This window comes from Rothia aerolata (assembly GCF_014635585.1).
GTDB lineage: Bacteria > Actinomycetota > Actinomycetes > Actinomycetales > Micrococcaceae > Rothia > Rothia aerolata.
Genome location: NZ_BMDC01000002.1, coordinates 127511 through 153464 on the forward strand (window position 1 = coordinate 127511; position 25954 = coordinate 153464).

The following is a 25954-nucleotide window of genomic DNA, read 5'->3' on the forward strand; positions in this document are numbered from 1 at the left end:
CCCGCTTCGGCACTCGTACACACTGGGGAGAAACCTTTGGCTAACCACACACGAAAAATTGGCGCTACCCTACTCACCGCAACAATGCTTTTGGCAAGCGTACCGACCCTCGCCCAGGCGGATTCACTCAACGCTACGCCGGATTCGCTGGGAAACCCGAAGCCCACCGAAATTGGCCTTTACCACCAGCAGCATGCCCAGATGCTCGGAGATGCACTGGGCCCCGAGCAAATTTACTCTAACGGTATTCACGCCCAGGAATTTACCGGCGGCCTGGTGACCTGGAGCCCGCGCACCGGAGTGCAGGCGCTCACCGGTGGCCCGGAAGTTGAGGCTTTCAAAACAGCTGGCGGGGCCGAGAAACTCGGTGCCCTGGAAAGCGGAGCCTGGTTTAGCGACTACTGTGGCTGGTCAGTAACCAGCTTTAACTACTCCACCCGCTGGATGGTGGTGGTAGACCCGCAGACCCAGGCGGCGTCGTCCCTCGACCTTAACAGCGCTGAGGCCCAGCAGTGGATGCGCGACCGCACCAGCACCGCCTCCTGCTTCCCCGATAACGCCCCGGGCGATGAAGCCGAGACACCCACAGGTCCCAAGACCGAATTTACCGTGGACGAGGCACTCCAGCTTGAGCGCGATGCCATGTGGGGCAGCTCAGACGGCTACCAGGCATGGCCCACCGGCCACCTGAGCCCGCTGGGAGACCGCTTTTTGGTAGAGACCGGTATCGGCCAGCAGTCCTTTGTCTATGACCTGCAAACCGGCAAGTCAGCCTGGATGGACAACCGGGTCTACAACGAGTTCGTCAAGGATACCGACCGCTTCGGCGAGATTGCCTACTCCCTCGGCATTGGCGGTGGTCGAGGTGGGCTGATGCATAACTACGTGGGCACCTTCTTCACCGACCAGTACGGCGGGGAGGCTGAGGCTTACGGACTGCTGAGCGCCTCGGTGCGGTACTACCCCTCCAACGGCGGGGAAATCGTCATCGACAACGAGCCGGTAACCGAACCCACCGACCCGGCAACCGTTGACTGGTCGCAGGCGGAATACCTGAAATACCCCGGCGCCCTCTACTACCAGGACGGCGAATCAGCCCTGATTATCGCGGCTAACCCCGACGGCACTCCGGTGGAGGGCGCTACCGCCTACCGCTCTGACTGGATTGGCTATCAGATGACCAGGGTGGCCTTCTACTCGTCCAACAGCGCCTACAGCTGGGCCTACGGCTCAATTATGGGCGGCGGCCCCACCGAAGAAACCGCGCTGGGCCTGCCCGTTGCTGACTCCCAGCTGGTGGAAGAAGACGGCGTTGAATACTACGTTCAGGACTTCCAGGGCGGCACCATCAAGATTGAAAAGCAGAATCGCCTTGCTGAACGAGACGAAACCTTCGGCGAAATCACCTACAACGACTGGGGCAGGGCATGGCTGGGAAACCAGTAGGCCTGCTCTAGGTCGCTGACATGGTGAGGGCGCCGTTACCTGATGGGTAGCGGCGCCCTCATGGTGAGACTAGCTCGAGTGCTGCGCAGGCAGCCCGGGAGCGTCTGGTCAACTGGCATCGGGATGGAGCGATACGAGTGCGAGCTTGCGAGCACTCAGGAGTGAGCGGAATCGCGAAGCGTGCGTTTAAGGGAGGTTGGCCAGCGCTCCCGGGCTGACTAGCCTACTTTCGAGCGAAGATTCGAAGCGATGTTCTTAACCGCGGGCACAGCCTTGGCCCGAACCTCGGTGAGCTTCCGCTTGAGCACCGGCAGCTTGGACTTAGCCGCGTAGATGCCGGTGTAGGCGGTGTAGAGGCGCGAATCCACGGGCAGGTCCCAGGTGCCGGGGTAGGCTACCGAGCGTCCACCAAAGGACTTCTTAAACTTGGTGAAGCCCGCCCACTCGTGGTTGGGGTCGTCATTGGGAGCGATACCAAAAAGGTCCACGTACTTGAGGCCCTTGGCCTTAGCATCGAGAATCAGGTTGGTCACCAGCGGAATACCCGCGGAGAGCTTGCGGTGCTCGAAAGACGCCGCCGCGTGGGCGTAGGTGCGGGTGTCATCGGAATCGTAGATAAAGGCCGCGCCAATCGACTCGTCCTCAACCTTGGCGATGTAGAGGCTGGCGGCATCTGCGGGCATGAGCACCGAGGCCACCTTTTTCAGGTAGGAGTCACCCTGGCGGTTGAAGCCGGTTCGGCCCGCGGTCTCATCGAGGAACTTCAGCAGAATATCCAGGTCGGCTGGGTTCTGCGAGACGGTGAAGGTCACGCCCTTCTTGTGGATATTGCGGTGCAGGTTGCGGTTGGTGGACTTCATGTCCTTGAGGATTTCTTCCTCTGACTTTTCCAAATCAATGATCTGGGTGTGACCGGGCTGCACCTGGCGGGGAGAGGGCTTAAAGCCGCGGGCACGTAAGAACGCCTCGCCGGAAAGCTCGCCCCAGATGCCGGGGTTGGTGGGCTCAACGCGCAGGAACCAGCACTTGTTCTCTGCGGCAACCCGCTTCATGTCTGCAATCGCCGCCTCAAAAGCCTCCGCGGACTCAGCGACGGGTCCGTAGGGGGAGTAGAGGTAGCGGCCGGTCTTGCCGCCCTCGAGGGTGGCAAGATAGCTCCAGCCCTCACCCGAACCCCGAAAGACCTTGTGCCCGTTGGACTCTTGAAACTGTGCCCAGATTTCTGATTGCAGAATGTTAGTCATGCACCCTAGCTTACCGAAAGTTGGTGAATCGGTGCAGGGTTTAGGGAACCGAGCAGGTTCCGTTGGGCGATAGCTCCGCTACGGTTTGAATCTGAAGGGTTGATTCGAAAGGAGCCCCGGTTGCCCGGGTCGAGCCGCCGACGAAACCGGCTGCCTGAGCCTCAGCTGAGGGAGCAATACCCGACTTAGAATCTTCCAGTACCTTGGCAACATCGGCGTGGAGCTGGTCAAAATCGGGATAGGTAGGAAAGAGGTCGTCGTAGTAGGGCGGGCCGGCCGCGTAGCCGATGAGCTCGTAGTTCTTTGCCTTGAGACCAATATCTGCCAGGGAGCTTAGAGCGTCCTGAGGAATGTTGGTCTCGACCACCTGCTCACCGGCGGCGGTAATGTCGCCGAACTTGGTGAGCACGTTGTATGGGTCAAGCTGCTTGAGCATGGCGGCCTGCACACAGCGCTGGCGGGCCTGGCGGTCGTAGTCAGAGGCGCCCTCGCGGGAGCGGGCATACCAGAGGGCATGGAAGCCATCGAGTTTCTGAACCCCGGGCTCAATGTAGCCGTCAATGGGGTTTTTCTCGCCGGTAATCAGGTCTGTACCGCCACCGATGGGAACCTCGCCGCCCACGTCAATGGTGATACCGCCCAGGGCATCCACCAGCTGCTCAAAGCCAGACATGTCAATGAGCACGTAGTTGTTGACCTCAAGGCCGAGCACCCCAGAAACGGCATCCATGGTTGCCTCAGCACCGGGGTCTTCGGAATCGGGGTAGAGGTCCTGGTGGTTTTCGGTGACGTCGGTGTAGATGGAGTTGATAATGCACTCATCGCCGCAGTTATACCCTTCGGGGTAAATCTGCCACATGGGAGAATCTTCCGAGAAGATAGCGTTCTGCGTGTTGCGGGGAACCGAGATGGTCACGGTCTGGCCGGTCTCGGCGTCAATGGAAATCACGGTCATGGAGTCAGGACGACGCCCCACGCGGTCGGCGCCGGCGTCCCCGCCCATGAGCAAAATGTTGTAGCGGCCGTTTTCTTCTTTCAGCTGGGTGCCTCCGGCAAAAACGTTGCCGAGAGCCCCGCGGCCGGTGTTGGCGATATAGGCGCTATAGCCCAGACCGCCCCCGGCAAGAAGCATGAGGACCGCCGCGCCCAACACCAGGGGAGTGCGCGCCTGCGGAGGCATATGTTTGAGCCGAATTACCCGCAGGGTGTCGGCAAAGAGGTAGAGCCAGCCAATAGCCAGGGCAACCAGCAGAATCACCAGCAGCACCAGCACAAAGTTGCTGGTGAAGAGCGAGAGCACAAGGGTGCGGCGGATGTTCCAGAGAATCACCAGCAGAAGAATGAGGCCCCAGAGAGTCAGCGTGACGGTGACCGCCCGTTTGCCCAGGGTTTTGCGGTCAGAAATCAGCTGAACCGAGCCCGGCAGAAAAAAGGTCAGCAGAAGGAAAATCCAGGCACGCTTGATTTGGTTGCGGTCATTGACGTACTCCGGGTGGTTGATGGGATCAGTGATCCGTGAAGATCCCAGCTTCTCACCGGCGGTGCGGGTAGCGCTGATGCTGGTTGGGGAATCAAAATCTTCGTGATGCACTGGTTCCTCCTGGAACGGGTGAGCATTAACGGTAAGTGGCCGAACAGCCGGAACTATTCGACCACTTTACTTATATTGTCTGAGAAAAAGCTCAGCGGATCACCGCTACTAGCTAGGCTAGGGGGCGTAGGGGCGCACCTCGTCGGCACCACCCAGCAGGTCTTCTGAGGTTACGGCAGAGCGGGAATCCTGGGATCGCACCGAGTCGGTGCCGGTTTCCTCGGCGAAATCTTCGCGGTGCTCGCTGACCTTGGTGCGTAGCGAGGCGCCCTTGTCCATGGCGGTCTGGCGCAGATCGGCGGCAAATTCTGCCAGGTCAGAGCGAACCTGCTCGGCAAAGGAATCGTTACCTGCACCCAGCATGCGCAGGGCCAGCAGACCGGCATTGCGCGCGCCGTTAATGGCAACGGTTGCCACTGGAATACCGGCGGGCATCTGCACGATAGAGAGCAGCGAATCCATGCCCTCGAGGTTCTTCAGGCGCACCGGAACGCCAATCACCGGCAGGGTGGTGACCGATGCCAGCATACCGGGCAGGTGGGCGGCACCGCCGGCACCGGCAATAATCACCCGAATACCCCGGTCGGCGGCATTCTTGCCGTAGGCAATCATGTCCTCGGGCATGCGGTGGGCAGAGACCACATCAGCCTCGTAGGGAATGCCAAACTCGTCGAGCACGGTGGCAGCGGCCTCCATGGTCGGCCAGTCTGAGTCTGACCCCATCACAATGCCAACCAGGGGAGTGTTTGATTCATAGGGTGAGCTCACGATGCTCTCCTTCTCTTGATGGTCAGTGGCTAGTGAGGCACCTCAGCAGCCACGCACGAAAACCTACTCAGTGCCGTCCGCAATCAGTGAGGCGGCTCGGGTTGCTGAAGCCCGTAGCTCCTCAAGCCGGTCTGCCTCTCCGGTGATATTGATATGGCCAATTTTACGGCCGGCGCGCACGCCCTTGCCGTAGAAATGCACCTTAGCTGCCGGTTCTTTCTCCATTGCCTGCGGAATCATGCCAAAGATGTCTTGGTTGCTACCGCCCAGGAAGTTCTTCATGATGGCAACCCCGCCCTTGACCTCGGTGGCACCCAGCGGCCAGTTCAGTACCGCCCGCAGGTGCTGCTCGAACTGGCTGGTCACCGAACCGTCCTGGGTCCAGTGGCCGGAGTTATGAGGGCGCATGGCAAGCTCATTGACCAAGAACCCGCTGTCGGTGCCGGGCACCTCAAAGAGTTCTGCCGCCATTACACCGGTTACGCCCAGCTTAGAGGCGATAGTGACGGCGGCCGCGGCGGCTGCTTCTGCAACCTCGGCTGAGATACCGGGGGCGGGGGCAATCACCTCGTCACAGACCGAGTTCACCTGAATAGACTCGGCGACCGGCCAGGCCTTTACCTCGCCCGAATCCCGGCGGGCCACCAGGGCTGAAAGCTCGCGGGTGAAGGGCACCTTCTCCTCCGCCAGCAGGGAGGAGAAATCCTCGCGGTCTGCCAGCCCTGCGAACCACTCCTTAACGGTCTGCGACTGCGCCTCAGCGGCGTCGTCCAGAACCAGCACCCCTTTGCCGTCATAGCCGCCGCGCGGAGTCTTCAACACCACAGGCCAACCAATTTCTTCACCGAAGTCTAAAAGCTCATCGAGGTTAGCCACCTCTGCCCAGCGGGGGTTGGGCAGGCCCAACCGCTCCACAGCCTTGCGCATTTCGAGCTTGTCTTGGGCGTAGACCAGGGCATCGGGCCTGGGCTGAACGTTAACTCCCTCGGCAATGAGCCGCTGCAAAAAATCGGTGGGGACATGCTCGTGGTCGAAGGTCAGTACATCGACCTCAGCGGCAAAGGCCCGCAGCGCCTCAAAATCTTTATAGTCGCCCACGGGAGCCTGGGGCACCACCTGCACGGCACAGACCTCGGGGGATTCGGCAAGAACGCGCAAATCCACCCCCAGCTCGTGGGCCGCGGGAGCCATCATGCGGGCAAGCTGCCCGCCACCAACAACGCCAATTTTTGGTCCGGTTATAGGATAAGTCACTCTCTTAGGCTACCGCTTTATGAGCTGATAAGGAAAAAGTTTCACCGCCGCATCAGGGCCTAAAGCTCCCATGAATATAGACTTGACCTGAAAAAGTGTGTGTAAAGGATTGAGGAACATCCCTGTGGCTTCGATAAAAGAGCGGTTTAACTACGTCTGGCATCTCTTCGTCAAGGAGATTTTGCAGTTTGCCACCGTGGGCGGGCTCGCCTTTATCGTCAACGCCTCGGTGACCTGGTTTCTCATGCACTCGATCTTTGCCGACTCCCACGGCAAGGCAAAGATCGTGGCCGGTGTGGTGGCAACCCTCTTCTCCTGGATCATGAACCGTCTCTGGACCTTCCGCTCCAAGCGCACCGACAACAAATGGCGTGAAGCGGTGGAATTCGCCCTGGTCAACGCCATTGGCATTGCCGTGGAGTTCGGCTGCGTGGTCTTTAGCTACTATGTGCTGGGCCTGACCTCACCCACCGCCTCCTTCATCTCGGGCACCATCGTGGGCACGGTGCTGGGCACCATTCTGCGCTACTTCATGTACCGCTTCTGGGTCTTCGGCAAGAACAAGGGCGCCCAAGACCTCACCCGCGAAGAAGAAATCGCGGGCTTCCTCGAACAGGCCACCGACGTGATGACAGGCCGCCTCCCCGTCATCCGCAAAGACCAGATGAAGTCCACCACCGAAATCCGCGACGAGGACTAGCCCTGCTAGCCTGGTCTTATGGCTCTTAACTCTCTCGAACAGTTTTTCTCCGCCCTGCGATCCCGCCAAACGCCCGCCCTGCTCTGGTATTCGCAGCCGGGGGAGCGCATTGAACTTTCGGGCCGCGTGCTTGAGAACTGGGTGGCTAAAACCGCCAATTTTCTGGTGGACGAGTGCGAGGTGGAATCCGGCGACACCGTCACACTGGCCATGCCCACCCACTGGCGCTCGCTGGTGATTGCCCTGGCTGCCCTGCGCACCGGCGCGCAACTACAGTTGCTAGAGCAGGGGCAGGACGCCGCTGGGGCGGCTCAGTCGGGAGAGGTCTGCTTTGCCTTTGACCCCGAGGTACTTGACGGTCTTGAGATTGACTATCCGGTCTTGGTTGACCGGGGCCCGCTCTCACCGCGGTATATGGGGGAGCTTCCTGCCGGGGCGGTGGACTACTGCGCCGAGGTTCGAGCCCACGGCGACGTCTATTCCCAGTTTGAAACCCCGCAAGCAAACCAGCCCGCTTTCGCCGGGCTCTCGCTGACCTATGAGAACCTGCTGGCCGAGCTCGCCAGCTCAGCACAGCAGCTGGCGGAGCAGAGCGAAGCGCCCTCCGTGCAAATGAGCGAACCCGACTTTGTGACAGCCGACTACCTGAAGAATTTTCTCGAGCTACTGGCAGCCGGCCGCGGCGTCGTCGTCCTCGACCCCGCCCTTGAGTGGGAACCAACACGGGTGCAGAAGGTGCTTGCCGACGAAAAGGCCGAAGTTCTCCCAGGTCAGAGCTCATAAATTAAAGGCTGTGGGCGGAAAGCGCTAAAGAAAAGACAGCGAAACCGCAAGCCTTTGGGGCTAATACCACAAAACCTTGCCCGACACGTGCCGAATGAGGTCGTGAAACCATAAATTTTTTCTCTCAGCTTGACTAATAGGGGCTTACACACGTGTAATTAGGAGCAGGGTTTTTACCGTGTTAGGGAATATGGAAGGAATTGACATGGGTTTTGGCGCTGACCATCGTGGCGGCCAGGCCCGGTTTTTCACTATGCAATCCAGTCAATATCTAGAAGAGCAGGCAAACGCATTTTTGGCAGCGGCAGACTCCAGGGATAAGGCAGCCGCACCGGCTCAGAAGAAGAACGTTGATTTGTTCTCTTCAGACCCTGAGGCCCTATCGCTGTGGGAAGCCGCGGCTGGTCTGTATAGCACCGACGGCGACGACGGGGAGTTGGCCTGGCAGGCCGATGCCCTGTGCGCGCAGACCGATCCTGAGGCTTTTTTCCCTGAAAAGGGTGGTTCTACTCGTGACGCCAAGCGCGTGTGCAGCGAGTGCCCGGTTCGTGAAGCCTGCCTAGAGTACGCTATGGATAATGACGAACGCTTCGGTATTTGGGGCGGTTTGTCTGAGCGTGAGCGCCGCCGTTTGCGCAAGCAGGCAGTTTAGTAGAGAAGGAACCGGAATATGGCTAAAGCTCGTTTGTGTTCGAGGCAGACGTGTACCCGCGAAGCTGTTTACACTCTGACCTATGCCTACAGCGAGTCTACTGCTGTGGTGGGGCCGCTCTCGAATGTTCGGGAACCACACGCCTATGATTTGTGCGAGTTCCACGCTTCTCGCCTGACCGCTCCTCAGGGATGGGATGTGGTGCGAGTCGGCGGAGCTCCGAAAGCCGAAGCGGGCGAGGAACATCAGTCGCAGATGAGCCAGCCTGCTTATCCGCGCCTTCGCAGTGTTGACTAGCCCCCGGTCGTTCACTTTATTTTCTGATGCTGGCTAGCATCTCATCACTCGATTTTTGAAGGTGGTCTTAGCTTTTTATGACTAAGCCGGAGTTTTCTGATTCACAACCGCGCACTTTCTCCCGCAGGCCTTTTTTGGCAGCGGGGGCCTCTCTGTTTGGTTTGGCCGCGCTGAGCGCCTGCTCATCTGAGAATTCATCGAGCGGGCAGAGCAGTTCTAGCCCCGCTACGCCGTCATCAACTCCCTCTGCCTCACCCACCGAGCAGAAGAAGTTTTCCGGTGAGGTTACCATGACTCCCGAGACCGGCACCGTGGAGCTGAACCCGGTAGAGACGGTGACGGTTGCGGCTCAGGGAGCCAAACTGACTTCTGTGGAGATGACCACCGTTGACGACCAGGGCGCACCGGTGACTGCCGCCGGCGAGCTTTCCGCTGATGCTAGGCAATGGTCTACCACCGAGACGCTTCTCTTTCACTCCGACTACACCGTTTCCTGGCGAGCCGAAGATACCGAGGGCGTAGAGGGAACCGGCGAGTTCACCGTCTCTACCGTCTCAGCGGCTAATGAGGCCGATGTTGCCCTGAATATCAGCGAGGGCGCCACCTACGGTGTGGGCATGATGATTGAGCTCAACTTCTCTGAGCCGGTGCTCAACAAAAAAGAGGTTGAGAACGCGATTGTAGTGACCGGCGGCGGCGACCAAAAGGGTGCTGTGCGCTGGTACTCCGACTACATGGCCCGCTACCGCCCCGCCGAACACTGGGCTCCCAATTCAGCGGTAAATATCAAGGTCAACCTGCTGGGACTGGACATCGGCAACGGCATGATTGGCAATGCCAACGTTGAGCGAAACTTCATGACCGGCGATCGCCGCTACGCACTGGCCGATAACAATACCAAGACTATCAAGCTCTGGGTCAACGGCAACCTGGTACGGGAGAACCCGATTACCCTGGGCAATGAAGACTGGCCCTCGGTAGTGGGCCAGCTGGTGGTGCTGGAACAGGCGGAGAAATACTACTTCAACCCCGGTTCGCTCAACTTAGAAGAGGGCGACCCCCACTACTATGAGCCTTTCTGGGCCACCAACGTTTCGCGTCTGACCCCTTCGGGTGTTTTTGTGCACCAGGCTCTGCCCAGCGCCTACTCCTCGGTGGGCGTAGCCAATGTGTCCCACGGCTGCATTGGTATGCTTCCGGCAGATGCCAAGTTCTTCTTTGATACCTTTGCCGTGGGAGATATTGTAGAAACCATCAATACCGGCTACCCCCAGGCTGACCCCGACGACGGTTTCGGTGACTGGAATATCCCCTTTGACAAGTACAACGACTCCAGCTGGAAGGGCAACTGGTAAGTGGCAGAAGGCAACGAGTGGGAGAAGCTCTCTCCGGCGATTTCGCAGCGGACAACCACAGCTGATGACCTGCTCTCTGCCCGCAGACAGGAGCGCTCCGGTTCTGTGCCTGCCCACGATAGAGATGTGTTGCAGGACGTCGTGGGGGCGGGGGAGTCCGCCCAGCCGGTAGCGGCGTCGTCCTCAGCTCCCTGGACCAGCGCCGAAAACCAGCCCGGCACCTCCACCGCTGCCGAGCAGCCAGTGGCGACCCTGGCCGAGGTCGAAGAAGAGTCCCTTTCCCGTGCTGAGGCCCGGCAGGTTGCGGTGGCTGACCGGCCCCGCTGGCTGGGGTTCCGCGCCTTTCTGATTGGTTTGGCGGTACCCATTCTGACTCTGGCAGTCTCGGTACGCGCGGTGGCCACGCCGCTGGTGCTCTGGGGAATCTACCACCGCCCGGGCTTTCCCGCAGATTCCTATGGATTTTCCACCGAGGAGCGAATGACTTTCGGCTCCTACGGGCTGGACTACATTCTCAACTTTGCTCCTGCCGACTATCTGTCTGGTCTGAAGACCGAACGCGGTACCAACCTCTTTCTCACCAGCGAAGTGCAGCACATGACCGAGGTCAAGCACGTGCTGCTTGGTTCCATGATTTTTGCCCTGGCTGTGCTGCTGATTGCCCTGCTGGCTTCGATTTCTCTGAGAAAGCGGGCTCCCGGTGTGCTCCGCAAATCCCTCTTTGGGGGAGCGGTTTCGACCCTGGTGATTATCGCGGTGCTGGCGGTTTTGGCGGTGCTGGGTTGGGAGAGCTTCTTTACCCGTTTCCACGAGCTGTTTTTCCCGCAGGGTAACTGGCAGTTCCGCATGTCTGACACCCTGATTCGGCTCTACCCGCCCCAGTTCTGGACTGACGCCGCCATGCTGGTGGCACTCTTTACCCTTCTGATTACCGTGCTGCTGCTGGTGCTGACCTGGCCCACCAAGTACCGCCGGGAACTTGCACGCCGTCGGGCTGAAGAACGCGCAGAGTTGCGTGAAAAACTGAGCAAATAGGGTAGTCATGAAGCAGTCTACTAGTCACAGAGCCGTGATGACCCTGCCCCAGGCCTTTACCGCTGAGGCGTTACGAGAGCGCCTGGCGGTTGCCTGGGTGCAGGCTCCGCGTTTTGGTTGGGTAGCACCCCTGCTGGTGACCCTGCTGGCCGGGCTCATGCGCTGGTGGAATTTAGCTGACCCGCACGCGGTGGTCTTTGACGAGACCTACTACGCCAAAGACGCCTACTCCATGCTGCACTTTGGCTATGAAATGAACTGGAGCGATTCAGCCAACGACTCCTTTCTAGCGGGCAATCCCGCAGAGGGGCTAGAGGATTCCGCAGAATACGTGGTGCACCCGCCGGTGGGCAAGTGGATGATTGCTGTGGGCATGATGCTCTTTGGCGATAACAACCCGCTGGGCTGGCGAGCTGCCGCAGCCTTTACCGGCACGGTCTCCATTGCGCTTCTTGCCTACGCCGCCTGGCTTCTCTTCCGCTCGGTTACTGTTGCCACCCTGGCAGCCCTGCTGATGAGCGTAGACGGCCTGCACTTTGTGCAGTCCCGCTTTGCCCTGCTCGACATCTTCCTGATGTTCTGGCTACTGGCCACCTTCGTCTGCCTGCTCCTCGACCGCAGGAGCGCCCGGCGCCGGTTAGCGGCGCGCATAGCCGACCACGCGGCGTCCGCAGGCGGTATGCCCACCGATACTTTCATGAAGTTCGGGCCGCGTCTGGGCTTTCGTTACTGGCGTCTGTTAGCGGGAATCTGCGCGGGCCTGGCGGTGGGCGTGAAGTGGAACGCCCTTTTCTTTATCGCGATTTTCGGCCTGCTCACGGTTTTCTGGGACCTCAACGCTCGCAGGATAGCCGGCGTCAAACGCTGGTTCCTCGCCGGAGTTTTCCGTGACGGCCTGCCCGCCTTCTTCTACTTGATTATCGTGGGTCTGGGCGTTTACCTGCTCACCTGGGCGGGCTGGTTTAGCTCCCAGCACGCCTATGATCGGCAGTGGGCGGCCAACCACCCCTCCGAGGGCGTGCAGTGGCTGCCTCCGGCCCTGCGCTCGCTCTGGGAATACCACCGCTCCGCCTACGAGTTCCACGCCGGGCTGGACTCGCCCCACACCTACCAGTCACCTGCCTGGCAGTGGCTGATTCTGGGTAAACCAACCTCCTACTACTACGAATCCGTTGATGGGGGCTCTGTTGGCTGCGGTGTGGAGAAGTGCTCGCAGGCGGTGCTCAACATCGGCAACCCGCTGATCTGGTGGAGCTTTATTGTGGCGGCGGTCTTCGCCCTGCTGATCTTCATGATTCGCAGGGACTGGCGCTTCGGTGCCCTCTTCGTGGTCTTCGCCGTGGGATATTTTCCCTGGTTCGCCTACCCCCACCGCACCATGTTCTACTTCTACGCCCTTTCCTTCGAGCCCTACCTAATACTCATACTCGCAGGTCTACTGGGGCTGGCTCTGGGACGAGCGGGTGATACGGTGGCGCGCCAAAGGCTTGGCTTCGGGCTTGTAGGTATTTTTGTGGTCGTCGTGCTGCTGGTTTCAATTTTCTTCTGGCCCATCTGGACCGGACAGACCATTCCCTACGAGCACTGGCGCTGGCGTATGTGGTTTGATGTGTGGATATAGTGGTCTGGGTCCTTTTCAGTCCTCGGTTGACATGAGACTATGAAGTTTCCTTATTAATTGAACTGAAAGACCTAGGATTCTTAAGTGACTCAGAACCCTGATCTCAAACCCGGCTCCCTTGTACTCAACGTGGTGCGGGGCGCCCTCATCGGTACCGTAGAAACCGTACCCGGTGTCTCCGGCGGTACCGTAGCTCTCGTTGTTGGCGTCTACGAGCGTTTGATTGGTGCGGCGGGCTCCGCCGTCACCGGCATTAAAGAAATTGCGGCTGGCACCTTCACAAAAGATAAGCAGCTGCGCTCCACCGGCTTAGCCCGCTTCAAGTCCCTGCCCTGGGCTCTACTGATTGCAATTTTCGTGGGCATGTTCGCCGCCCTGATTGCCATGTCGCACATTATGAGCGCCCTGGTTGAGTCACAGCCGATTCTCACCTCGGCAACCTTCTTCGGTATGGTGCTCGCCTCCCTCTACGTCCCCTACAAAATGACCGGCAAGTGGCGGGGTACCGACTACCTCTGGGCCCTCATTGCGGCCGTGGTGATTTACTTTATTGTCTCTCTGCCCGCCGCTTCTGCCGACATGAGTAACCCCAGCCCGCTGATTATCATCGCGGCTGCTGCGGTGGCGGTCTCGGCTCTGCTGTTGCCCGGCCTCTCCGGATCTTTCCTGCTTCTGACCTTCGGCCTCTACGAGACCACCCTGGGCGCGGTCAAGGACGCCAACCTTGGCTACCTGGCTTTCTTCGCCCTGGGCGCCCTGATTGGCCTTGCAACCATCGTCAAGGGCCTGGAATGGTTGCTGGAACACAAGCACCACATCACCCTGGTTGTGCTGACCGGCGTGATGGTGGGCGCCCTGCGCGCCCTGTGGCCCTGGACCACCGAGAACAATGACCTTCTGCCTATGGGGGAACAGGCAGGCATGGCCGTGATCATGTGCATCATTGGCTTTGCCCTGGTCGCCGCCGTCATCATCGCCGAGCGGGTTTTCGCCGGAAAGAAGACCCGCGAGGTTGGATCAGAGGCTCTCTAGCGCTTGCGATGTTCAGCGTGCAGGCGGTCGCCAGCTAGCGACCGCCTGACCACTGGGCTGAGGGGAGAGGATAGACTGGTAAGTATGTCTGATTCCCCGCAACCCGAAGAGGTCGGCCCGGTCGAGGCCCAAGAGCGTTTTGAGACCCACCAGGGCGGTGTTCTGGTGCTGGGCGGCACCCCGATTGGCAATCTTTCAGATGCCACCGACCGCCTCAAACATTACCTAGCTACCGCCGACGTCATTGCGGTGGAAGACACCCGCACCCTGCGCAAATTGGCTTCGGGCCTGGGAATTAAGACCCGCGGCAGGGTGATAACCAATCATGACCACAATGAGTCTGCCAAGTCAGCGCAGATTGTTCAGGCAGTCGAGGCGGGTCAGGTGGTTCTGCTCATGTCTGATGCCGGTATGCCCACCGTGTCTGATCCCGGTTATGCCGCCGCGCAGGCTGTAGCCGAGGCTAACCTGCCGGTGACGGCGGCACCCGGCCCCAGCGCCGTCCTCACCGCTCTTGCCGTGAGCGGCCTGCCGACCGGGCGCTTTACCTTTGAGGGCTTTCTGGCGCGCAAGGGTAGCGACCGTACCAAGCGGCTGAAGTCGCTGGCGGCCGAGGAGCGTACCATGGTCTTTTATGAGTCGCCCCATCGCACGGCGGCAACCCTGGCTGATTTTGAGCAGACCTTTGGTGAAGACCGGCGGGCTGTGGTCTGCCGGGAGCTGACCAAGCTGCATGAAGAAGTGGTGCGCGGTACCCTGGCGGAACTCCGTGCCTGGGCTGAGTCGGTGCAGGTGCGGGGTGAAATTGCAATCGTGGTGGCTGGTGCTGAAGCCGCCGAGCCCGAGTCTGCGGAGAACCTGGTGGAGAAAGTGCAGGCGCTAGTGGACGGCGGTATGCGGCTCAAGCAGGCAGCAGCGGCAATTGCCGAAGAAACCGGAGCCTCGAAGCGGGAGCTTTACGAGGCAACCCTGGCGGCACGTAAGCAGTAGTTTTTGAGGAGAAAATACATGTGCGGTGAGCACTCCTGCATGAGTGAAGACGAGATGAAGCAGCTGGCGGAACAGATAGGGTATGCCCTACCGTCTGCCGCCGAGCTGAACTCAACCATTTTTGATACGAACGAGCCCGTTGAAACCGGCGAGGTTCCCCCTGCCTACCGGGCAGAGCGCTACAGCGTGGCCGGCGAGGAGTCGGGGGAGGGCACGCGGCGTCGTTCGACCAAGGGCGAGGACGGCCGCTCCCGCAACCTGGTCTTTCCCCCCGCACCGGAGCCCCTGCCCTATCCGGTGGTGGATAACCACACCCACATGGATCTTTTGGACGGGGACGTCGCCGTTTCGGCTCGCGACGCGCTGGATACCGGCGAGGCGGTGGGTATCGGCCGTATCGTGCAGGTGGGCTGCGATGTACCATCGTCTCTGTACGCGGTTGCCGCTGCTGCCGCCGATTCGCGGGTACTGGCGGCTGTTGCCCTGCACCCCAATGAGGCTCCGAAGCTGGCTGCTGCCGGTGAGCTAGAGTCGGCGCTGGGCGTGATTGATTCTCTGGCGGCTGAGCCCCGCGTGCGGGCGCTGGGGGAGACCGGCCTGGACTATTTCCGCACCGGTGAGGAAGGCAAGGAAGCTCAGCAGCAGAGTTTCCGCGAGCACATTCGTATGGCGAAAAAGCACGGTAAAGCCCTGCAAATTCACGACCGCGATGCCCACGATGATGTAGTGGCAATTCTGCTGGAAGAGGGCGCGCCCGAAAGAACTGTTTTTCACTGCTATTCCGGTGATGCTTCCCTGGCTGAAATCTGTAATGAAAACGGCTGGTACATGAGCTTTGCGGGCACGGTGACCTTCAAGAACTCGCACGGCGTGCAGGAATCCTTGCGCATGGCGCGGGGTGAGCTGATTCTGGCAGAAACCGATGCTCCCTTTTTGACGCCGCACCCTTACCGGGGCCGGCCCAATGCCTCCTACATGACCAACTACACGGTGCGCTTTATGGCTGAGCACCGCGGTATGGATCTGGAGGAGCTCTGCCGCATGATTGCTGCCAACTCTGAGGCGGTCTACGGTAGCTGGGATTAGACCGAAAGCTCGCGCCAGTCGGCGAAGCAGGTAAACTTGAACCCGTGACTGAACAGCAGCTTCTAGGCCCCCAAGAAATCCGTGACCTCGCCGAGCAACTCGGTATCCGCCCCACCAAGACCCTGGGGCAGAACTTTGTGATTGACCCTAATACCATTCGGCGTATTGTGGCAGCGGCTGAGATTAGCCCCGAGGAAACCGTGCTCGAGGTAGGCCCCGGCTTGGGTTCGCTGACCCTGGGGATTTTGGACGCGGCACACGATATGGTTGCCGTGGAGATTGACCCACCCCTGGCGCAGCAGCTTCCCCACACCATCGCGAAGTTTCGGCCCGGGGCTGAGAGTCGCATTAGCGTCGTCCTCAAAGACGCCCTGCAGGTGACTGAGCTCCCCAAGACCCCCACCGCCCTGGTTGCGAACCTGCCCTACAACGTGGCGGTGCCGGTTCTGCTGCACCTTTTTGCGCAGTTTGAATCTATCGAGCACGCGCTGGTGATGGTTCAGGATGAGGTTGCCGACCGTCTTTCGGCCAAGCCCGGTTCCAAGATTTACGGGGTGCCCAGCGTGAAAGCCAACTGGTACTGCGAGGTCTCTAAGGCCGGCGTGATTGGTACTAACGTTTTCTGGCCGGCCCCGAAGATTAAGTCTGGCCTGGTGGCTTTTAAGCGCCGCAAAGAGCCGATTTCCGATGTTAACCGCGAGACCGTCTTTGAGATTATCGACGCGGCTTTTGCCCAGCGCCGCAAGACTCTGCGGGCCGCGCTGGCCAGCTGGGCAGGCTCGGGCGCCCGCGCCGGGGAAATTCTTTCTACCGCCGGTATCGATTCGAGTCTGCGCGGCGAGAAGCTAGACATTTTTGATTTTGTAAAAATCGCTGAGGCTTACGAGGTAGAGTTCGCAGGAGTAGCGAATGACTAGGTCTGTTTCGAGGACGGCGCCGGGCAAGGTCAATCTGTATTTTGCGGTGGGGCCGCTACGCGCAGACGGCTACCACGAGGTGGCTTCTCTGTATGCTGCTACCGATATTCTTGAACGTGTCACGGTTTCAGCCGGTGAGCAACCCGGTATTACCCAGTCTATGAGCGTGGCACCGGGCTCGCCGGTTGACCAGCAGGTGGTTGCTGGTGCCTTTGACCCGGCGCTGGTGCCTCTGGACGAGTCGAACCTGGCCTACCGGGGCGCTGCCGCCGTGCTGGGCGAGAAGGACTTAAGCACTACCGATATAGCGGTGAACCTGCATATCGAGAAGGCTGTGCCGGTCGCCGGCGGTATGGGGGGCGGCTCGGCCGATGCTGCCGCTGCTATGAAAGCCATGAACGCTTATCTGGTGGAGGCAGGCTTGGCTACTTCTGAGCTTCCTCTGGAACGTCTATTGGAGCTGGCGGCACCGCTGGGGGCAGACGTTCCTTTTGCCCTGCTGGGAGGTCTGGCCGTGGGAGCCGGGGTGGGGGAGAAGCTCACTCCGATGGAGATACCTGAGGGAGTGGAGCCCCTGCGGTTTGGGTTTGTGCCTTCGACTTCGGGTTTGTCAACCCCCGCGGTTTTTAGGGAGTTGGACGACGGCCGTGCGGCGGGCCGCTACCCGGCGCCGGATGCTGCGCTAGAGGTTCCTCGGGACCTAATCGAGGCTCTTACTACCGAAGCCCCGCTGGCGAATCGTTTGCCGAAAATTGCTGCCCTGCTGCGTAATGATTTGGCTGCGCCCGCGGTGACCCTGCTCCCCGAGCTGGAGCTAACTCTGGGCTCTGAAGCTGCGAAACCGCAAGTGGCAGCTAGTTTTGTGTCGGGCTCGGGGCCGACTGTTATAAAAATTTTATTTTGAGGCATATCATGTACCGTTTAAAAAATGGCGAAAGCATTGATTGTAAGGTTATCTCACTCAAAAAAGATTACTACAGGAGGAAGAAGTTCTTTTATCAGAAAAATTCAGAATTTTTTGAAATTTTTGATGCAGCCACACCCGAGCTTAATAGAAATTTAAACCTCTTTGATGAAATAGCTTTCGAAAAATTTTATTTACGGAAGCCTCTTCCTGGTGAGATTGGGTGCACTTTAAGCCATTATCTTGTATTGCGCGAATATGTAGAGTCTGAGAGTTCTACTCCTTTTATACTTGTCGCTGAAGACGATGCCATCTTCCAAGACAATTTGTTTGATGTTATCGAAGAGTGCGCTGATTACCTACCTAGTAAGGGTGTGGCAATGAGGCTTATTCAAAAGTAAGGAACCACCCCACACCCACCAACTAGACAACGGCCCCACCCGCGGCAAAAATATGAGCGTTAAATCTCTACAAATAACCTCAAGCCATACCGGACAAGACCGTTGCTACACCAGCGTACAACCGGCCTCACAGCCACTCAATTCGCCACGCTACACACAGCCCTCACCCATCACCTCACCTGGTCAAAACCAGGCGGAAGACCACCAGCACTAACCCTCAACCAAGCCCTCAAAATCCCCCTGCTTTACCACCGCCATAACCTCACCGAAGAACTCCTCGCAGAACTTTTTGCTGTCTCTCAATCGACAGTCTCACGAGCTATCAACACCATCGAAAAGGCCCTGGAGAAGATTCTCACTCCGCTGATTCAGCCTTTGAAAGAAAGCCTCAAAGCACCAGGATCTTTGGTCATCGATGGGACCCTGATACCCACGTGGAATTGGCGTTCACTTGGTAAAACAAATTTCTCTGGAAAGCACAAACGAGCCGGATTCAACCACCAAGTCATCTGCACCCTAGATGGCAGACTCTTAGCCATCACTGACCCACTACCCGGAGCCAGGCATGATGCTCATGCCTTTAGATATCATGGGTTAGATCAGCTACTGGATTCCTCGACTTTGGCTGATAAGGGTTATGTGGGTCTGGGGTTGGCTACCCCGGCCAGGCGTAAGCCGGGCCAACGGCTGAGCCGGGAGCAGAAGCTGAATAATCGGGTGCTGAATCGGCTACGGTCGGTGGTGGAGCGGGTTATCGCTCAAATCAAGACTTGGCGGATTCTTCATACGGGGTTTAGGCGGCCGTTGGGGGTGTATGGGCGGGTGTTTTCGGTGGTGCGGGGGTTGGTGTTTTTGGCTGCGGGCGGGACTTTTGAATAAGCCTCAATACTTGGTCGGCCTCACTCTGTAGACGGAGCTTATAACTTCTTTGGCTGGGATGAACACGCTGTTCAAATCAGTATGTTCAGCCGAATTGTGGGTGATGCCCCTCGTGGAAAGTACCGTCTCGGGGTGTACCGGGGTGAGGTCTGGGGTTCTGGTTTATATTTGATGACCCGTGAAGCTGCTAGAGGATATGTAAACTATGTTCAGAGAATTGAGAAAATCCACTGGGTGGCAGACCATTGGGATTACTATAAGGCTCCATCGTTTATCAACGTGATGGTTCTTCAGCCTTCTCTGTGTGGTTTTTTGAACGACTCAACTATTCGAGAAGTCGCACCCTCTTCAATTGGTGCTAATAAACGTGGAAAGTCGCGAGGAATTCGAGGTGACTATAATTCTGCGTTCAGAGAATTACAAACGTATCTGGCTCTAAGGACTCGAGTTAAAAGGCTCCGATGGGGAGCAGCTGCCACTTTGCTTGACCTTGGGGCAAGGCTGGGCCGAAGATAGAAGTTCAGTTTTATGAACCCCTCTAGGAGAGGTCTCTGATTCTCTGCGCAGGAACGCCGGCATAAAGGCCATCAGGGTCGGTATCTTTTGTCACTACAGCACCAGCGGCAATAACACAACCTTCTGCAATAGTAGTTCCAGGCAATATCATTGCTCCGGCACCAATCCAGCAGCCATCACCAATGGTGACAGGTTTGGTTTTTGAGGTTCCTCCACGCCCTCTTCTGCCACCAATATCGTGGGTGCTGGTAATAATGCTGGCTCGTGGGCCGATTTGAACATTCTGACCGATTCTTACCGGAGCAGAAGCATCAATAAAGACCTGGCGGTTCAGGTAAACATTAGACATAGTAATGTCATAGCCAATAAATAGGCAGCCGTCTCTGATATAGGACTTTCCAATGTTTGTCCACCCCAGTTTATTGAGAACCTTCCAGCGGTTGGCCATATGAACGGCAGGTGAAAACGCTAACCGACGTACTGTATCGTAGGCGGCTGTCTTTAGTCCGAGCCCCATGCTTACCTTCCTTGCCAAACCCGATCTACAGAATCATCGGGAACCATCAACCTGTATTTTATAGGTGATAGTAGACTTCTTGTGGAACACTCAACCGAAGAGACTGCAAGAACCCATGAATCGTAAAGAACATACAAGTCAGGTAGCAGGAATAAGCCTATTTCGCTGGGCACCCCGCGCTCCTCTTCCTCTGCGCCCCCACCGATACTTCAGATGGACAAAACAACTTCCCTTCGCACCTGTAGTCCAAAACTTTGGTGACTTGCTGTCAGAAGATATCGTCAAATATGTTGTAGCCAAAAAAGGCCTCAGCAAGCCCCGCCTGCAGGATAGCGCCAGCACCCAGAGGCTATTAGCGATTGGTTCCATCATCCAGTTTCTAGAACCAGGAGATATAGTCTGGGGCAGCGGAGTCAACGGTAAACACATCACAGATTTAAGAAAAATTGAAAACATTACTTATCATGCTGTGCGCGGCCCTCTAAGCCGAGAATTACTCCAACAAACTGGTTTTGAGGTTCCTGCTGTGTATGGCGACCCAGGGCTGCTATCGCCCCTGGCTTTTCCTAAGGAGCACCTGCTCCGAGAGGATCTCATAGCCGCTCCTGTTACTCTGATACCTAACCTCAATGATCTACCTCGTTGGCAGAGTGATGCTGCCCGTTTGGGTTCAGACTTTGAACTAGTTTCACCCATGGGAACCTCCGCACAAATTATCCAAAAGATTGTAAATTCACAGGCGGTAGTTACCTCTTCACTGCATGGATTTGTTCTGGCAGAAGTCTACGGTGTGCCACGTGCACTGGTGGTATCAGGTGAAGAACCCCTCTTCAAATATAAGGACTATTTTGCAGGTACGGGGCGCGATAACCTGCAGGTTTTCCCCACAATTGAAAATGCTGTAAAACATCTTTCAGATGATGAACTAAAGTTTGATGTTCAGCCTCTTCTAGAGGCCTTTCCTGATTACCTTTGGGAGAACACCGATGAAAATTAATCTACTCTATGCGATTCCCCCTCAGTCAGATATTTACGGGGCCTATCATGATGGTTTTACCGCTGCTATGGAAATAGTAGCCCAACGCCATGAGGTCACCTGGCTTAATGTTCACCCTTATGAGCCGGGGTACGCCGAGAACATTAAAAGGATAAAGGATGCCGATCTGGTTCTCGTGAAAAGTGACTGGGGGTGGCTGCCCGCACAGGCTGCTGACCGAGCCTTACTGGGTAGCTCACTCCCCGTTGCCCTATTAATTGCAGGCAGCAACAAACCTCAACCATCAGCTCTGGCCAGGCGCTATGATGCGATTGTGTATGAGACCCCTTGGTATGAGAATTACCTGAAAGACTGCCATCACCCCTTCGCCCTCCAAGCCTTTGGCGTTGATACACGTTATATGAATACAAAGGATAGAGCAGAGAACCCCAATATAGACTATGTGATGGTTGGTCGCCCAGCTGCCTTTAAGCGTCCCGAGAGACTACTCGAGAAAGAGGGGCGACGCCTTTTAGCCGGTGATATTTCTGCTGCATCACCCGAACTTATGCAAAAGTTTGCAGATGCAGGTATAGAAGTGGTCAAGCATGTTCATTATGAAGAGTTAGCAAAAATCTACAAAAGAGCAGCGACCGTATTCACACCTACGACCCTGCAGGGCGGTGGTGAACGGGCAGTGATGGAAGGTATGGCCTGTGGATGCCAAGTTGAAATCTCCCCTGATAACCCAAAGCTACAGTCTCTCATTGATATGGGCGTGCAGAGTCATGAGGACTATGCTAAGGCACTGCTCTCTATGATTCAGGAACTAGAAGGGGGCAGGCTGGTCTCGAATCGCGATAAATGCATGGGACAAGTTTTGAATCAGGTCATGATTCTCAAGGCTAAGGGAAAACGCTTGCCGAATACTCTCAAAATCCGAGGTAAGAATATCCTCGCCAAGTTTGGCAGGTAGTTTATTGAGCGGAACCGCGCTGGCTGATGACAGAATCATCGACCAGCGCGGTTTTTATTTCCCTGCACAGACACATGCTTTAGGCAACAATGTCGCTGAGTTCCATCCAACGCAACTCAAGCTCATCCACCTCATCTTGCAGGCTCTGAACCTCAGCAGAGAGGGCTGCCAAACCCTCATAATCTGCTGGGTCATGGGCAGCCATCTTTTCCTCCAGCTTGGCCTTCTGATCAGCCAGCTTGCCCAGTTTACGGTCAATCTGGTTCATCTCTTTTTGCGCCGCCCGCACTTCCGCGCCACCGGCTTTAGGTGCAGAAGCCTCCGCGGCGGCGTCCTGGGAATCAGCAGCAGCGCGCTTATCCAGGGGCGAACCCGCTACCGCACCGGCAGAAGAACCGCCCGCACCGGCGGCAGAAAGCTGAAGATACTGGTCTACACCACCGGGTAGATGGCGGAAGGTACCGTCGATAATTGCATACTGCTGGTCGGTGACTCGCTCCATCAGGTAGCGGTCGTGGGAGACCACCAGCAGGGTGCCGGGCCAGGTATCCAGCAGATCTTCCATCGCCGCCAGCATGTCGGTGTCAAGATCATTGGAGGGCTCATCGAGAATCAGCACATTGGGCTCGTCAAGAAGAATCAGTAGCAGCTGCAAACGGCGCTTCTGGCCACCCGAAAGGTCCCGTACGGGAGTTGAGAGCTGGGCAGAGGTAAAGCCCAGGCGCTCAAGCAGCTGGCCCGGAGTCATCTCCTTGCCCCCGGCTACGTAGGTGGTCTTCTTTCTACCGATGACGTCGGAGACCCTGTCGTTCTCCACCTCCCACAGCTCATCCAGCTGCTGGGTCAGCGTAGCAACCACCACGGTCTTACCGCGCTTGACCCTGCCCGCCGAGGGGGTAGTGGCACCGGTAACGAGGCCCAGTAGGGTAGACTTACCCGCACCGTTGACCCCCAAAATGCCGGTACGTTCGCCGGGGCCGATATGCCAGGTAACTTTTTTTAGCACATCGCGCTTGCCACCGGGCTGGGTGGGGTCATCAAAGGAGACATCAACATTGTCGATATCCACCACGTCCTTACCCAGACGGGAGACCGCCATCTGGGAGAGCTCCACCTTGTTGCGCACCGGCGGAACATCGGCAATCAGTGCGTTGGCGGTGTCAATACGGAACTTGGGCTTAGACGTACGTGCCGGAGCACCGCGGCGCAGCCAGGCGAGTTCTTTGCGCATGAGGTTCTGACGCTTCGCCTCTGCGGCAGCTGCCTGACGGTCACGTTCAACCCGCTGCAAAATGTAGGCAGCATATCCGCCCTCGAAGGGCTCCACCACGCCGTCATGAACCTCCCAGGTGTCGGTGCAGACCTCATCGAGGAACCAGCGGTCGTGGGTGACGGTCAGCAGGCCACCGGAGTTCTTGTTCCAGCGGGTCTTGAGGTGGTTGGCAAGCCAGGTAATGGCCTCAACATCTAGGTGGTTGGTGGGCTCATCGAGCATGAGCACCTCCCACTCGCCGGCGAGTAGGGCGGCAAGGGCCACACGACGGCGCTGGCCGCCGGAAAGCGCTGAAACCGGTGCCTCCCAGTCGAGGTCGGAGACTAAACCGGCTATCACATCGCGAATCTGCGGGTTGGAAGCCCATTCGTACTCGGGGGCATCACCCACGATGGACTGGCCGACTGTTAGAGTATCGTCCAGCCGATCAGCTTGGTCCAGGTAGCCGATTCGGGTGCCACCGCGCAGGGTTACCTTGCCGGAGTCGGGGGTCAGCCTACCGCCCAGCATCTTGAGCAGGGTCGATTTACCGTCGCCGTTTCGGCCAACAATGCCGATACGCTGACCCTCGTTAATACCGACGGTCACGCCCTCAAATACGGTACGGGTAGGGAACTCGATGTGCAGATCTTCGCCGCCAATTAAATGTGCCATAAAGATTTCGTTACTCTTTCTCAGAAGCAGAACCGTGGGTAACTAGAGCGTTTTCGATGTCCCTCAGATCTTCGTTAAGTGAAGGTGAAATGATATTCATCTGCCGTAGAAGGACGCCAAATCGGTGCCGCCAATCTAGGCGCTGAAGAGCCATGAGAACGTGCTCACGCGCTTGCTCAGGGGCATATTCCTTTGCAACATCTGCTATGGTTTGCATGCCGATTTCACGGTTGTTCGGGGAAATCTCAATCGTTGCCCCCTCCCAGAGAAGTTCACGGGTGGCGGCCGAGCTAGGTTTTTGCCCGACTACCGTGGAACCCCATGCCAGAGCATCGAGCCACCGGGCGGTGATGTAATCCTTCTGCGGGTGCGTATATGAAGTCGGACTTGATCTGACAGAAAAGGCAAGAGTGAACTTTGTTCGACTCAAAGCATCTGCAAGAAACCGAGCTGAATCATGTGGAGTGCTACCGAATTGGGGGCGCCCCTCAAACGTAAGACCAAACTTTCGGGCAGTTGAAGCCGTCAGGTCGTCGTCATTCCAAACGTCAGGTTGTCGCCCTACTCTGAGTAAATCGGTGGTTTTGGTGAGGCTGGCTTGAATTCTCTGGTGGAAAGAAGACCAAACATCTGTACCCCAGGGCAGTACTCCCAGATTCTTGACTCCGGCAGCTTCCCAGTCTTTGAGGTCACCTGAATCGGTGAGAAAGATTTTGGTATAAGGCGACCTACCGCGCACCAGGCGTGGAATACGCTCGGACCAGAAACTATCAATCACCCAACCGTAAATAGCAGAGTAGGGTTTGAAGGCTAAGCGAAGCTGAGCGATAGCGTTGAGTTGGCCGGGATCATAAGCAATAACTAAAGCTATTCTTTGGCCTACTGATGTACGAGGCAGGGCACTCAATAACTTGGTGCTTCGACTCAGGGAGCGGTGTACATCAACCAGTACAGGCTCGACTCCCAGATAGTTGGCAAGGAGGGTGGTCATTGAGTTCACTGGAGCCCAGCCAGCCTCTTGAGGTACAGCCACGAAAAGATCAATCTGAGGTTTCACCGGAGTCCTTGGTGCTTAGAAACGAAGATGAGGGAAATGTACGGGCAGTTCCTTAGAATTAGGTTACTTGTGGAAAGTTGGCCTGTCAGCTCACAGCCTTTTGCAATTCTAAAGTTAGACGAAAAACATACCAAACGTAAACTTTTAAGATAGTAAGCAGAAGTAGAATCCTAACAAGCACTTTAGTCTAAAGCGTCAAGCCCTGCCCTATTGGGCAGGCAGGGGGGAACACCATCGAGCATGTCGCACTTTAATGTAAAATCACTTCTTAAGCTCCGGTCGCTTAAATCTCAGTCTGCTTCTGTAGAGGCAACCGACAGCCACAAGATTCTCTTTGTCTGCACCGGTAACATTGCTCGGTCAGCCTCAGCTGAGTATCTGGCCAAGCAGATGATCCCCCAGGAATCATCGTGGACTTTCGACAGCGCGGGAATCGGTGCCGTGGTGGGTGCACCTGTCGCGCCTTTTGTCGATGAGGAGCTGTCTTCCCGGGGAGTTGATTTTTCAGGCCATCGGGCTAAGCAGCTAACCAAGCACATGGTTGCTGAGTCTGCGCTGGTTCTGGTGATGGAAAAAGAACAGCTCGACTGGATTGTTCGGGAATGGCCCCAGTACCGCAACCGCGTGCACCTGCTCAAGCAGATGGCGCGTCTGCGCCAAGGCGCAGGACGTCGCGTGGACCCGGTCTCGTACATGGGTCAGCAGGACGACGCCCCCCTGGACGAGGATACTATTGCAGACCCCTACCGCCAAGGTGCTGATGCGGCTCGGCAGGCAGTTTCAGAGATTGAGTCTGCACTGAAAGTTGTGATTCCTTGGTTGGGTAGCTAGAGGAATCCCAGACCTTAACCTGCCGTATTTTCTACAGGTTATTTTCAGCTTAGCCCTCTTCTTTGGTATTGTTTTAGTCTGTTAGACCAAACCCTGTCGGCTTGGTTGACTTTCCGCCATGGTGTAATGGCAACACAGCGGCCTTTGAAGCCGTTATTCCAGGTTCGAGTCCTGGTGGCGGAGCTACGCTAGCATCAAA

General features: G+C 57.4%; 25 protein-coding genes and 1 tRNA gene. 19 read left to right on the forward strand and 7 right to left on the reverse strand.

Annotated elements, in window-relative coordinates:
• Nucleotides 1-36: 36 nt before the first annotated feature.
• Complete coding sequence (locus tag IEV00_RS06795) at nt 37-1446, forward strand: hypothetical protein (RefSeq protein WP_188359603.1); 1410 nt, start codon at nt 37-39, stop codon at nt 1444-1446.
• Nucleotides 1447-1664: 218 nt separating this feature from the next.
• On the opposite strand, the gene IEV00_RS06800 is transcribed toward IEV00_RS06795, so the two are convergent.
• From IEV00_RS06800 to IEV00_RS06815, 4 genes are all read right to left on the reverse strand, one after another.
• Nucleotides 1665-2690, reverse strand: a complete 1026-nt coding sequence (locus IEV00_RS06800) for a lipid II:glycine glycyltransferase FemX (protein ID WP_188359604.1) — start codon at nt 2688-2690, stop codon at nt 1665-1667.
• Between the two features lie 40 nt (nt 2691-2730).
• Nucleotides 2731-4281, reverse strand: a complete 1551-nt coding sequence (locus IEV00_RS06805; RefSeq protein ID WP_188359605.1) for an LCP family protein — start codon at nt 4279-4281, stop codon at nt 2731-2733.
• Between the two features lie 117 nt (nt 4282-4398).
• Nucleotides 4399-5004, reverse strand: coding sequence for a 5-(carboxyamino)imidazole ribonucleotide mutase (gene purE, locus IEV00_RS06810; protein ID WP_188359819.1), 606 nt, complete (start codon nt 5002-5004; stop codon nt 4399-4401).
• A gap of 108 nt (nt 5005-5112) precedes the next feature.
• Nucleotides 5113-6303 (reverse strand): 5-(carboxyamino)imidazole ribonucleotide synthase, encoded by a 1191-nt coding sequence (locus IEV00_RS06815; RefSeq protein WP_188359606.1) that lies wholly within the window; start codon nt 6301-6303, stop codon nt 5113-5115.
• 124 nt (nt 6304-6427) lie between these two features.
• Between IEV00_RS06815 and IEV00_RS06820 the strand changes: the two genes are divergently transcribed.
• The 14 genes from IEV00_RS06820 to IEV00_RS06885 all read left to right on the forward strand — a co-directional run bounded on the left by IEV00_RS06820 (nt 6428) and on the right by IEV00_RS06885 (nt 18955).
• Complete coding sequence (locus IEV00_RS06820) at nt 6428-7003, forward strand: GtrA family protein (RefSeq protein ID WP_188359607.1); 576 nt, start codon at nt 6428-6430, stop codon at nt 7001-7003.
• 18 nt (nt 7004-7021) lie between these two features.
• The gene (locus tag IEV00_RS06825; RefSeq protein WP_188359608.1) at nt 7022-7786 is read left to right on the forward strand and encodes a TIGR03089 family protein; all 765 of its coding nucleotides are present in this window, start codon (nt 7022-7024) and stop codon (nt 7784-7786) included.
• Between the two features lie 190 nt (nt 7787-7976).
• Nucleotides 7977-8438 carry a WhiB family transcriptional regulator gene (locus IEV00_RS11225; RefSeq protein ID WP_308936401.1) on the forward strand — a complete coding sequence of 154 codons (462 nt, stop codon included), beginning with the start codon at nt 7977-7979 and terminating at the stop codon, nt 8436-8438.
• A gap of 18 nt (nt 8439-8456) precedes the next feature.
• Nucleotides 8457-8735 carry a DUF3499 family protein gene (locus IEV00_RS06835; protein ID WP_188359609.1) on the forward strand — a complete coding sequence of 93 codons (279 nt, stop codon included), beginning with the start codon at nt 8457-8459 and terminating at the stop codon, nt 8733-8735.
• A gap of 77 nt (nt 8736-8812) precedes the next feature.
• Complete coding sequence (locus tag IEV00_RS06840; RefSeq protein WP_188359610.1) at nt 8813-10090, forward strand: L,D-transpeptidase; 1278 nt, start codon at nt 8813-8815, stop codon at nt 10088-10090.
• Complete coding sequence (locus tag IEV00_RS06845; protein WP_188359611.1) at nt 10091-11125, forward strand: TIGR01906 family membrane protein; 1035 nt, start codon at nt 10091-10093, stop codon at nt 11123-11125.
• Nucleotides 11126-11132: 7 nt separating this feature from the next.
• A complete protein-coding gene (locus IEV00_RS06850) occupies nt 11133-12746 on the forward strand; it encodes a dolichyl-phosphate-mannose--protein mannosyltransferase (RefSeq protein ID WP_188359612.1) in 1614 nt (537 codons plus the stop codon).
• Nucleotides 12747-12830: 84 nt separating this feature from the next.
• Nucleotides 12831-13778 (forward strand): DUF368 domain-containing protein, encoded by a 948-nt coding sequence (locus tag IEV00_RS06855; RefSeq protein WP_188359613.1) that lies wholly within the window; start codon nt 12831-12833, stop codon nt 13776-13778.
• 84 nt (nt 13779-13862) lie between these two features.
• Nucleotides 13863-14768, forward strand: a complete 906-nt coding sequence (rsmI, locus tag IEV00_RS06860; protein WP_188359614.1) for a 16S rRNA (cytidine(1402)-2'-O)-methyltransferase — start codon at nt 13863-13865, stop codon at nt 14766-14768.
• 39 nt (nt 14769-14807) lie between these two features.
• Nucleotides 14808-15854 (forward strand): TatD family hydrolase, encoded by a 1047-nt coding sequence (locus IEV00_RS06865; protein WP_229723121.1) that lies wholly within the window; start codon nt 14808-14810, stop codon nt 15852-15854.
• A gap of 44 nt (nt 15855-15898) precedes the next feature.
• A complete protein-coding gene (gene rsmA / locus IEV00_RS06870; RefSeq protein ID WP_188359616.1) occupies nt 15899-16771 on the forward strand; it encodes a 16S rRNA (adenine(1518)-N(6)/adenine(1519)-N(6))-dimethyltransferase RsmA in 873 nt (290 codons plus the stop codon).
• Nucleotides 16764-17675, forward strand: coding sequence for a GHMP family kinase ATP-binding protein (locus IEV00_RS06875; RefSeq protein ID WP_188359617.1), 912 nt, complete (start codon nt 16764-16766; stop codon nt 17673-17675). The genes rsmA and IEV00_RS06875 overlap by 8 nt, the downstream gene beginning before the upstream one ends.
• A gap of 8 nt (nt 17676-17683) precedes the next feature.
• Nucleotides 17684-18076 (forward strand): glycosyltransferase family 25 protein, encoded by a 393-nt coding sequence (locus IEV00_RS06880; RefSeq protein ID WP_188359618.1) that lies wholly within the window; start codon nt 17684-17686, stop codon nt 18074-18076.
• 102 nt (nt 18077-18178) lie between these two features.
• Nucleotides 18179-18955 carry a transposase family protein gene (locus tag IEV00_RS06885; RefSeq protein ID WP_188359619.1) on the forward strand — a complete coding sequence of 259 codons (777 nt, stop codon included), beginning with the start codon at nt 18179-18181 and terminating at the stop codon, nt 18953-18955.
• 538 nt (nt 18956-19493) lie between these two features.
• On the opposite strand, the gene IEV00_RS06890 is transcribed toward IEV00_RS06885, so the two are convergent.
• Complete coding sequence (locus tag IEV00_RS06890; protein WP_188359620.1) at nt 19494-19988, reverse strand: acyltransferase; 495 nt, start codon at nt 19986-19988, stop codon at nt 19494-19496.
• A 115-nt stretch (nt 19989-20103) separates the two neighbouring features.
• Here IEV00_RS06890 and IEV00_RS06895 point away from each other — a divergent pair, with 115 nt between their 5' ends.
• Together IEV00_RS06895 and IEV00_RS06900 are read left to right on the forward strand one after the other, a co-directional pair.
• Complete coding sequence (locus IEV00_RS06895) at nt 20104-20985, forward strand: polysaccharide pyruvyl transferase family protein (protein ID WP_188359621.1); 882 nt, start codon at nt 20104-20106, stop codon at nt 20983-20985.
• On the forward strand, nt 20975-21940 hold the full coding sequence (locus IEV00_RS06900; RefSeq protein ID WP_188359622.1) for a glycosyltransferase family protein: 966 nt from the start codon (nt 20975-20977) through the stop codon (nt 21938-21940). Before IEV00_RS06895 ends, IEV00_RS06900 begins: the two co-directional genes overlap by 11 nt.
• A 79-nt stretch (nt 21941-22019) precedes the next feature.
• Here the strand turns inward: IEV00_RS06900 and IEV00_RS06905 are convergent, their stop codons facing one another.
• The gene (locus IEV00_RS06905; RefSeq protein WP_188359623.1) at nt 22020-23867 is read right to left on the reverse strand and encodes an ABC-F family ATP-binding cassette domain-containing protein; all 1848 of its coding nucleotides are present in this window, start codon (nt 23865-23867) and stop codon (nt 22020-22022) included.
• Nucleotides 23868-23877: 10 nt separating this feature from the next.
• On the reverse strand, nt 23878-24924 hold the full coding sequence (locus tag IEV00_RS06910) for a glycosyltransferase family 1 protein (protein ID WP_188359624.1): 1047 nt from the start codon (nt 24922-24924) through the stop codon (nt 23878-23880).
• A 240-nt stretch (nt 24925-25164) separates the two neighbouring features.
• Here IEV00_RS06910 and IEV00_RS06915 point away from each other — a divergent pair, with 240 nt between their 5' ends.
• Both IEV00_RS06915 and IEV00_RS06920 read left to right on the forward strand, forming a co-directional pair.
• Nucleotides 25165-25755, forward strand: a complete 591-nt coding sequence (locus IEV00_RS06915; RefSeq protein WP_188359625.1) for an arsenate reductase/protein-tyrosine-phosphatase family protein — start codon at nt 25165-25167, stop codon at nt 25753-25755.
• A gap of 112 nt (nt 25756-25867) precedes the next feature.
• Nucleotides 25868-25938 (forward strand) — tRNA-Gln (locus IEV00_RS06920).
• The last annotated feature ends 16 nt before the right edge of the window (nt 25939-25954 follow it).

What these genes read in the sequence shown, in the direction of transcription:
- IEV00_RS06850 (WP_188359612.1), top strand. Translation starts at nt 11,133, where the DNA reads ATGAAGCAGTCTACTAGTCACAGAGCCGTGATGACCCTGCCCCAGGCC.
- IEV00_RS06835 (WP_188359609.1), top strand. Translation starts at nt 8,457, where the DNA reads ATGGCTAAAGCTCGTTTGTGTTCGAGGCAGACGTGTACCCGCGAAGCT.
- IEV00_RS11225 (WP_308936401.1), top strand. Translation starts at nt 7,977, where the DNA reads ATGGAAGGAATTGACATGGGTTTTGGCGCTGACCATCGTGGCGGCCAG.
- IEV00_RS06880 (WP_188359618.1), top strand. Translation starts at nt 17,684, where the DNA reads ATGTACCGTTTAAAAAATGGCGAAAGCATTGATTGTAAGGTTATCTCA.
- IEV00_RS06905 (WP_188359623.1), bottom strand. Translation starts at nt 23,867, where the DNA reads ATGGCACATTTAATTGGCGGCGAAGATCTGCACATCGAGTTCCCTACC.
- purE (WP_188359819.1), bottom strand. Translation starts at nt 5,004, where the DNA reads ATGGGGTCAGACTCAGACTGGCCGACCATGGAGGCCGCTGCCACCGTG.
- IEV00_RS06800 (WP_188359604.1), bottom strand. Translation starts at nt 2,690, where the DNA reads ATGACTAACATTCTGCAATCAGAAATCTGGGCACAGTTTCAAGAGTCC.
- IEV00_RS06875 (WP_188359617.1), top strand. Translation starts at nt 16,764, where the DNA reads ATGACTAGGTCTGTTTCGAGGACGGCGCCGGGCAAGGTCAATCTGTAT.
- IEV00_RS06840 (WP_188359610.1), top strand. Translation starts at nt 8,813, where the DNA reads ATGACTAAGCCGGAGTTTTCTGATTCACAACCGCGCACTTTCTCCCGC.
- IEV00_RS06825 (WP_188359608.1), top strand. Translation starts at nt 7,022, where the DNA reads ATGGCTCTTAACTCTCTCGAACAGTTTTTCTCCGCCCTGCGATCCCGC.
- IEV00_RS06890 (WP_188359620.1), bottom strand. Translation starts at nt 19,988, where the DNA reads ATGGGGCTCGGACTAAAGACAGCCGCCTACGATACAGTACGTCGGTTA.
- rsmI (WP_188359614.1), top strand. Translation starts at nt 13,863, where the DNA reads ATGTCTGATTCCCCGCAACCCGAAGAGGTCGGCCCGGTCGAGGCCCAA.
- IEV00_RS06900 (WP_188359622.1), top strand. Translation starts at nt 20,975, where the DNA reads ATGAAAATTAATCTACTCTATGCGATTCCCCCTCAGTCAGATATTTAC.
- IEV00_RS06865 (WP_229723121.1), top strand. Translation starts at nt 14,808, where the DNA reads ATGAGTGAAGACGAGATGAAGCAGCTGGCGGAACAGATAGGGTATGCC.
- IEV00_RS06895 (WP_188359621.1), top strand. Translation starts at nt 20,104, where the DNA reads ATGAATCGTAAAGAACATACAAGTCAGGTAGCAGGAATAAGCCTATTT.
- IEV00_RS06915 (WP_188359625.1), top strand. Translation starts at nt 25,165, where the DNA reads ATGTCGCACTTTAATGTAAAATCACTTCTTAAGCTCCGGTCGCTTAAA.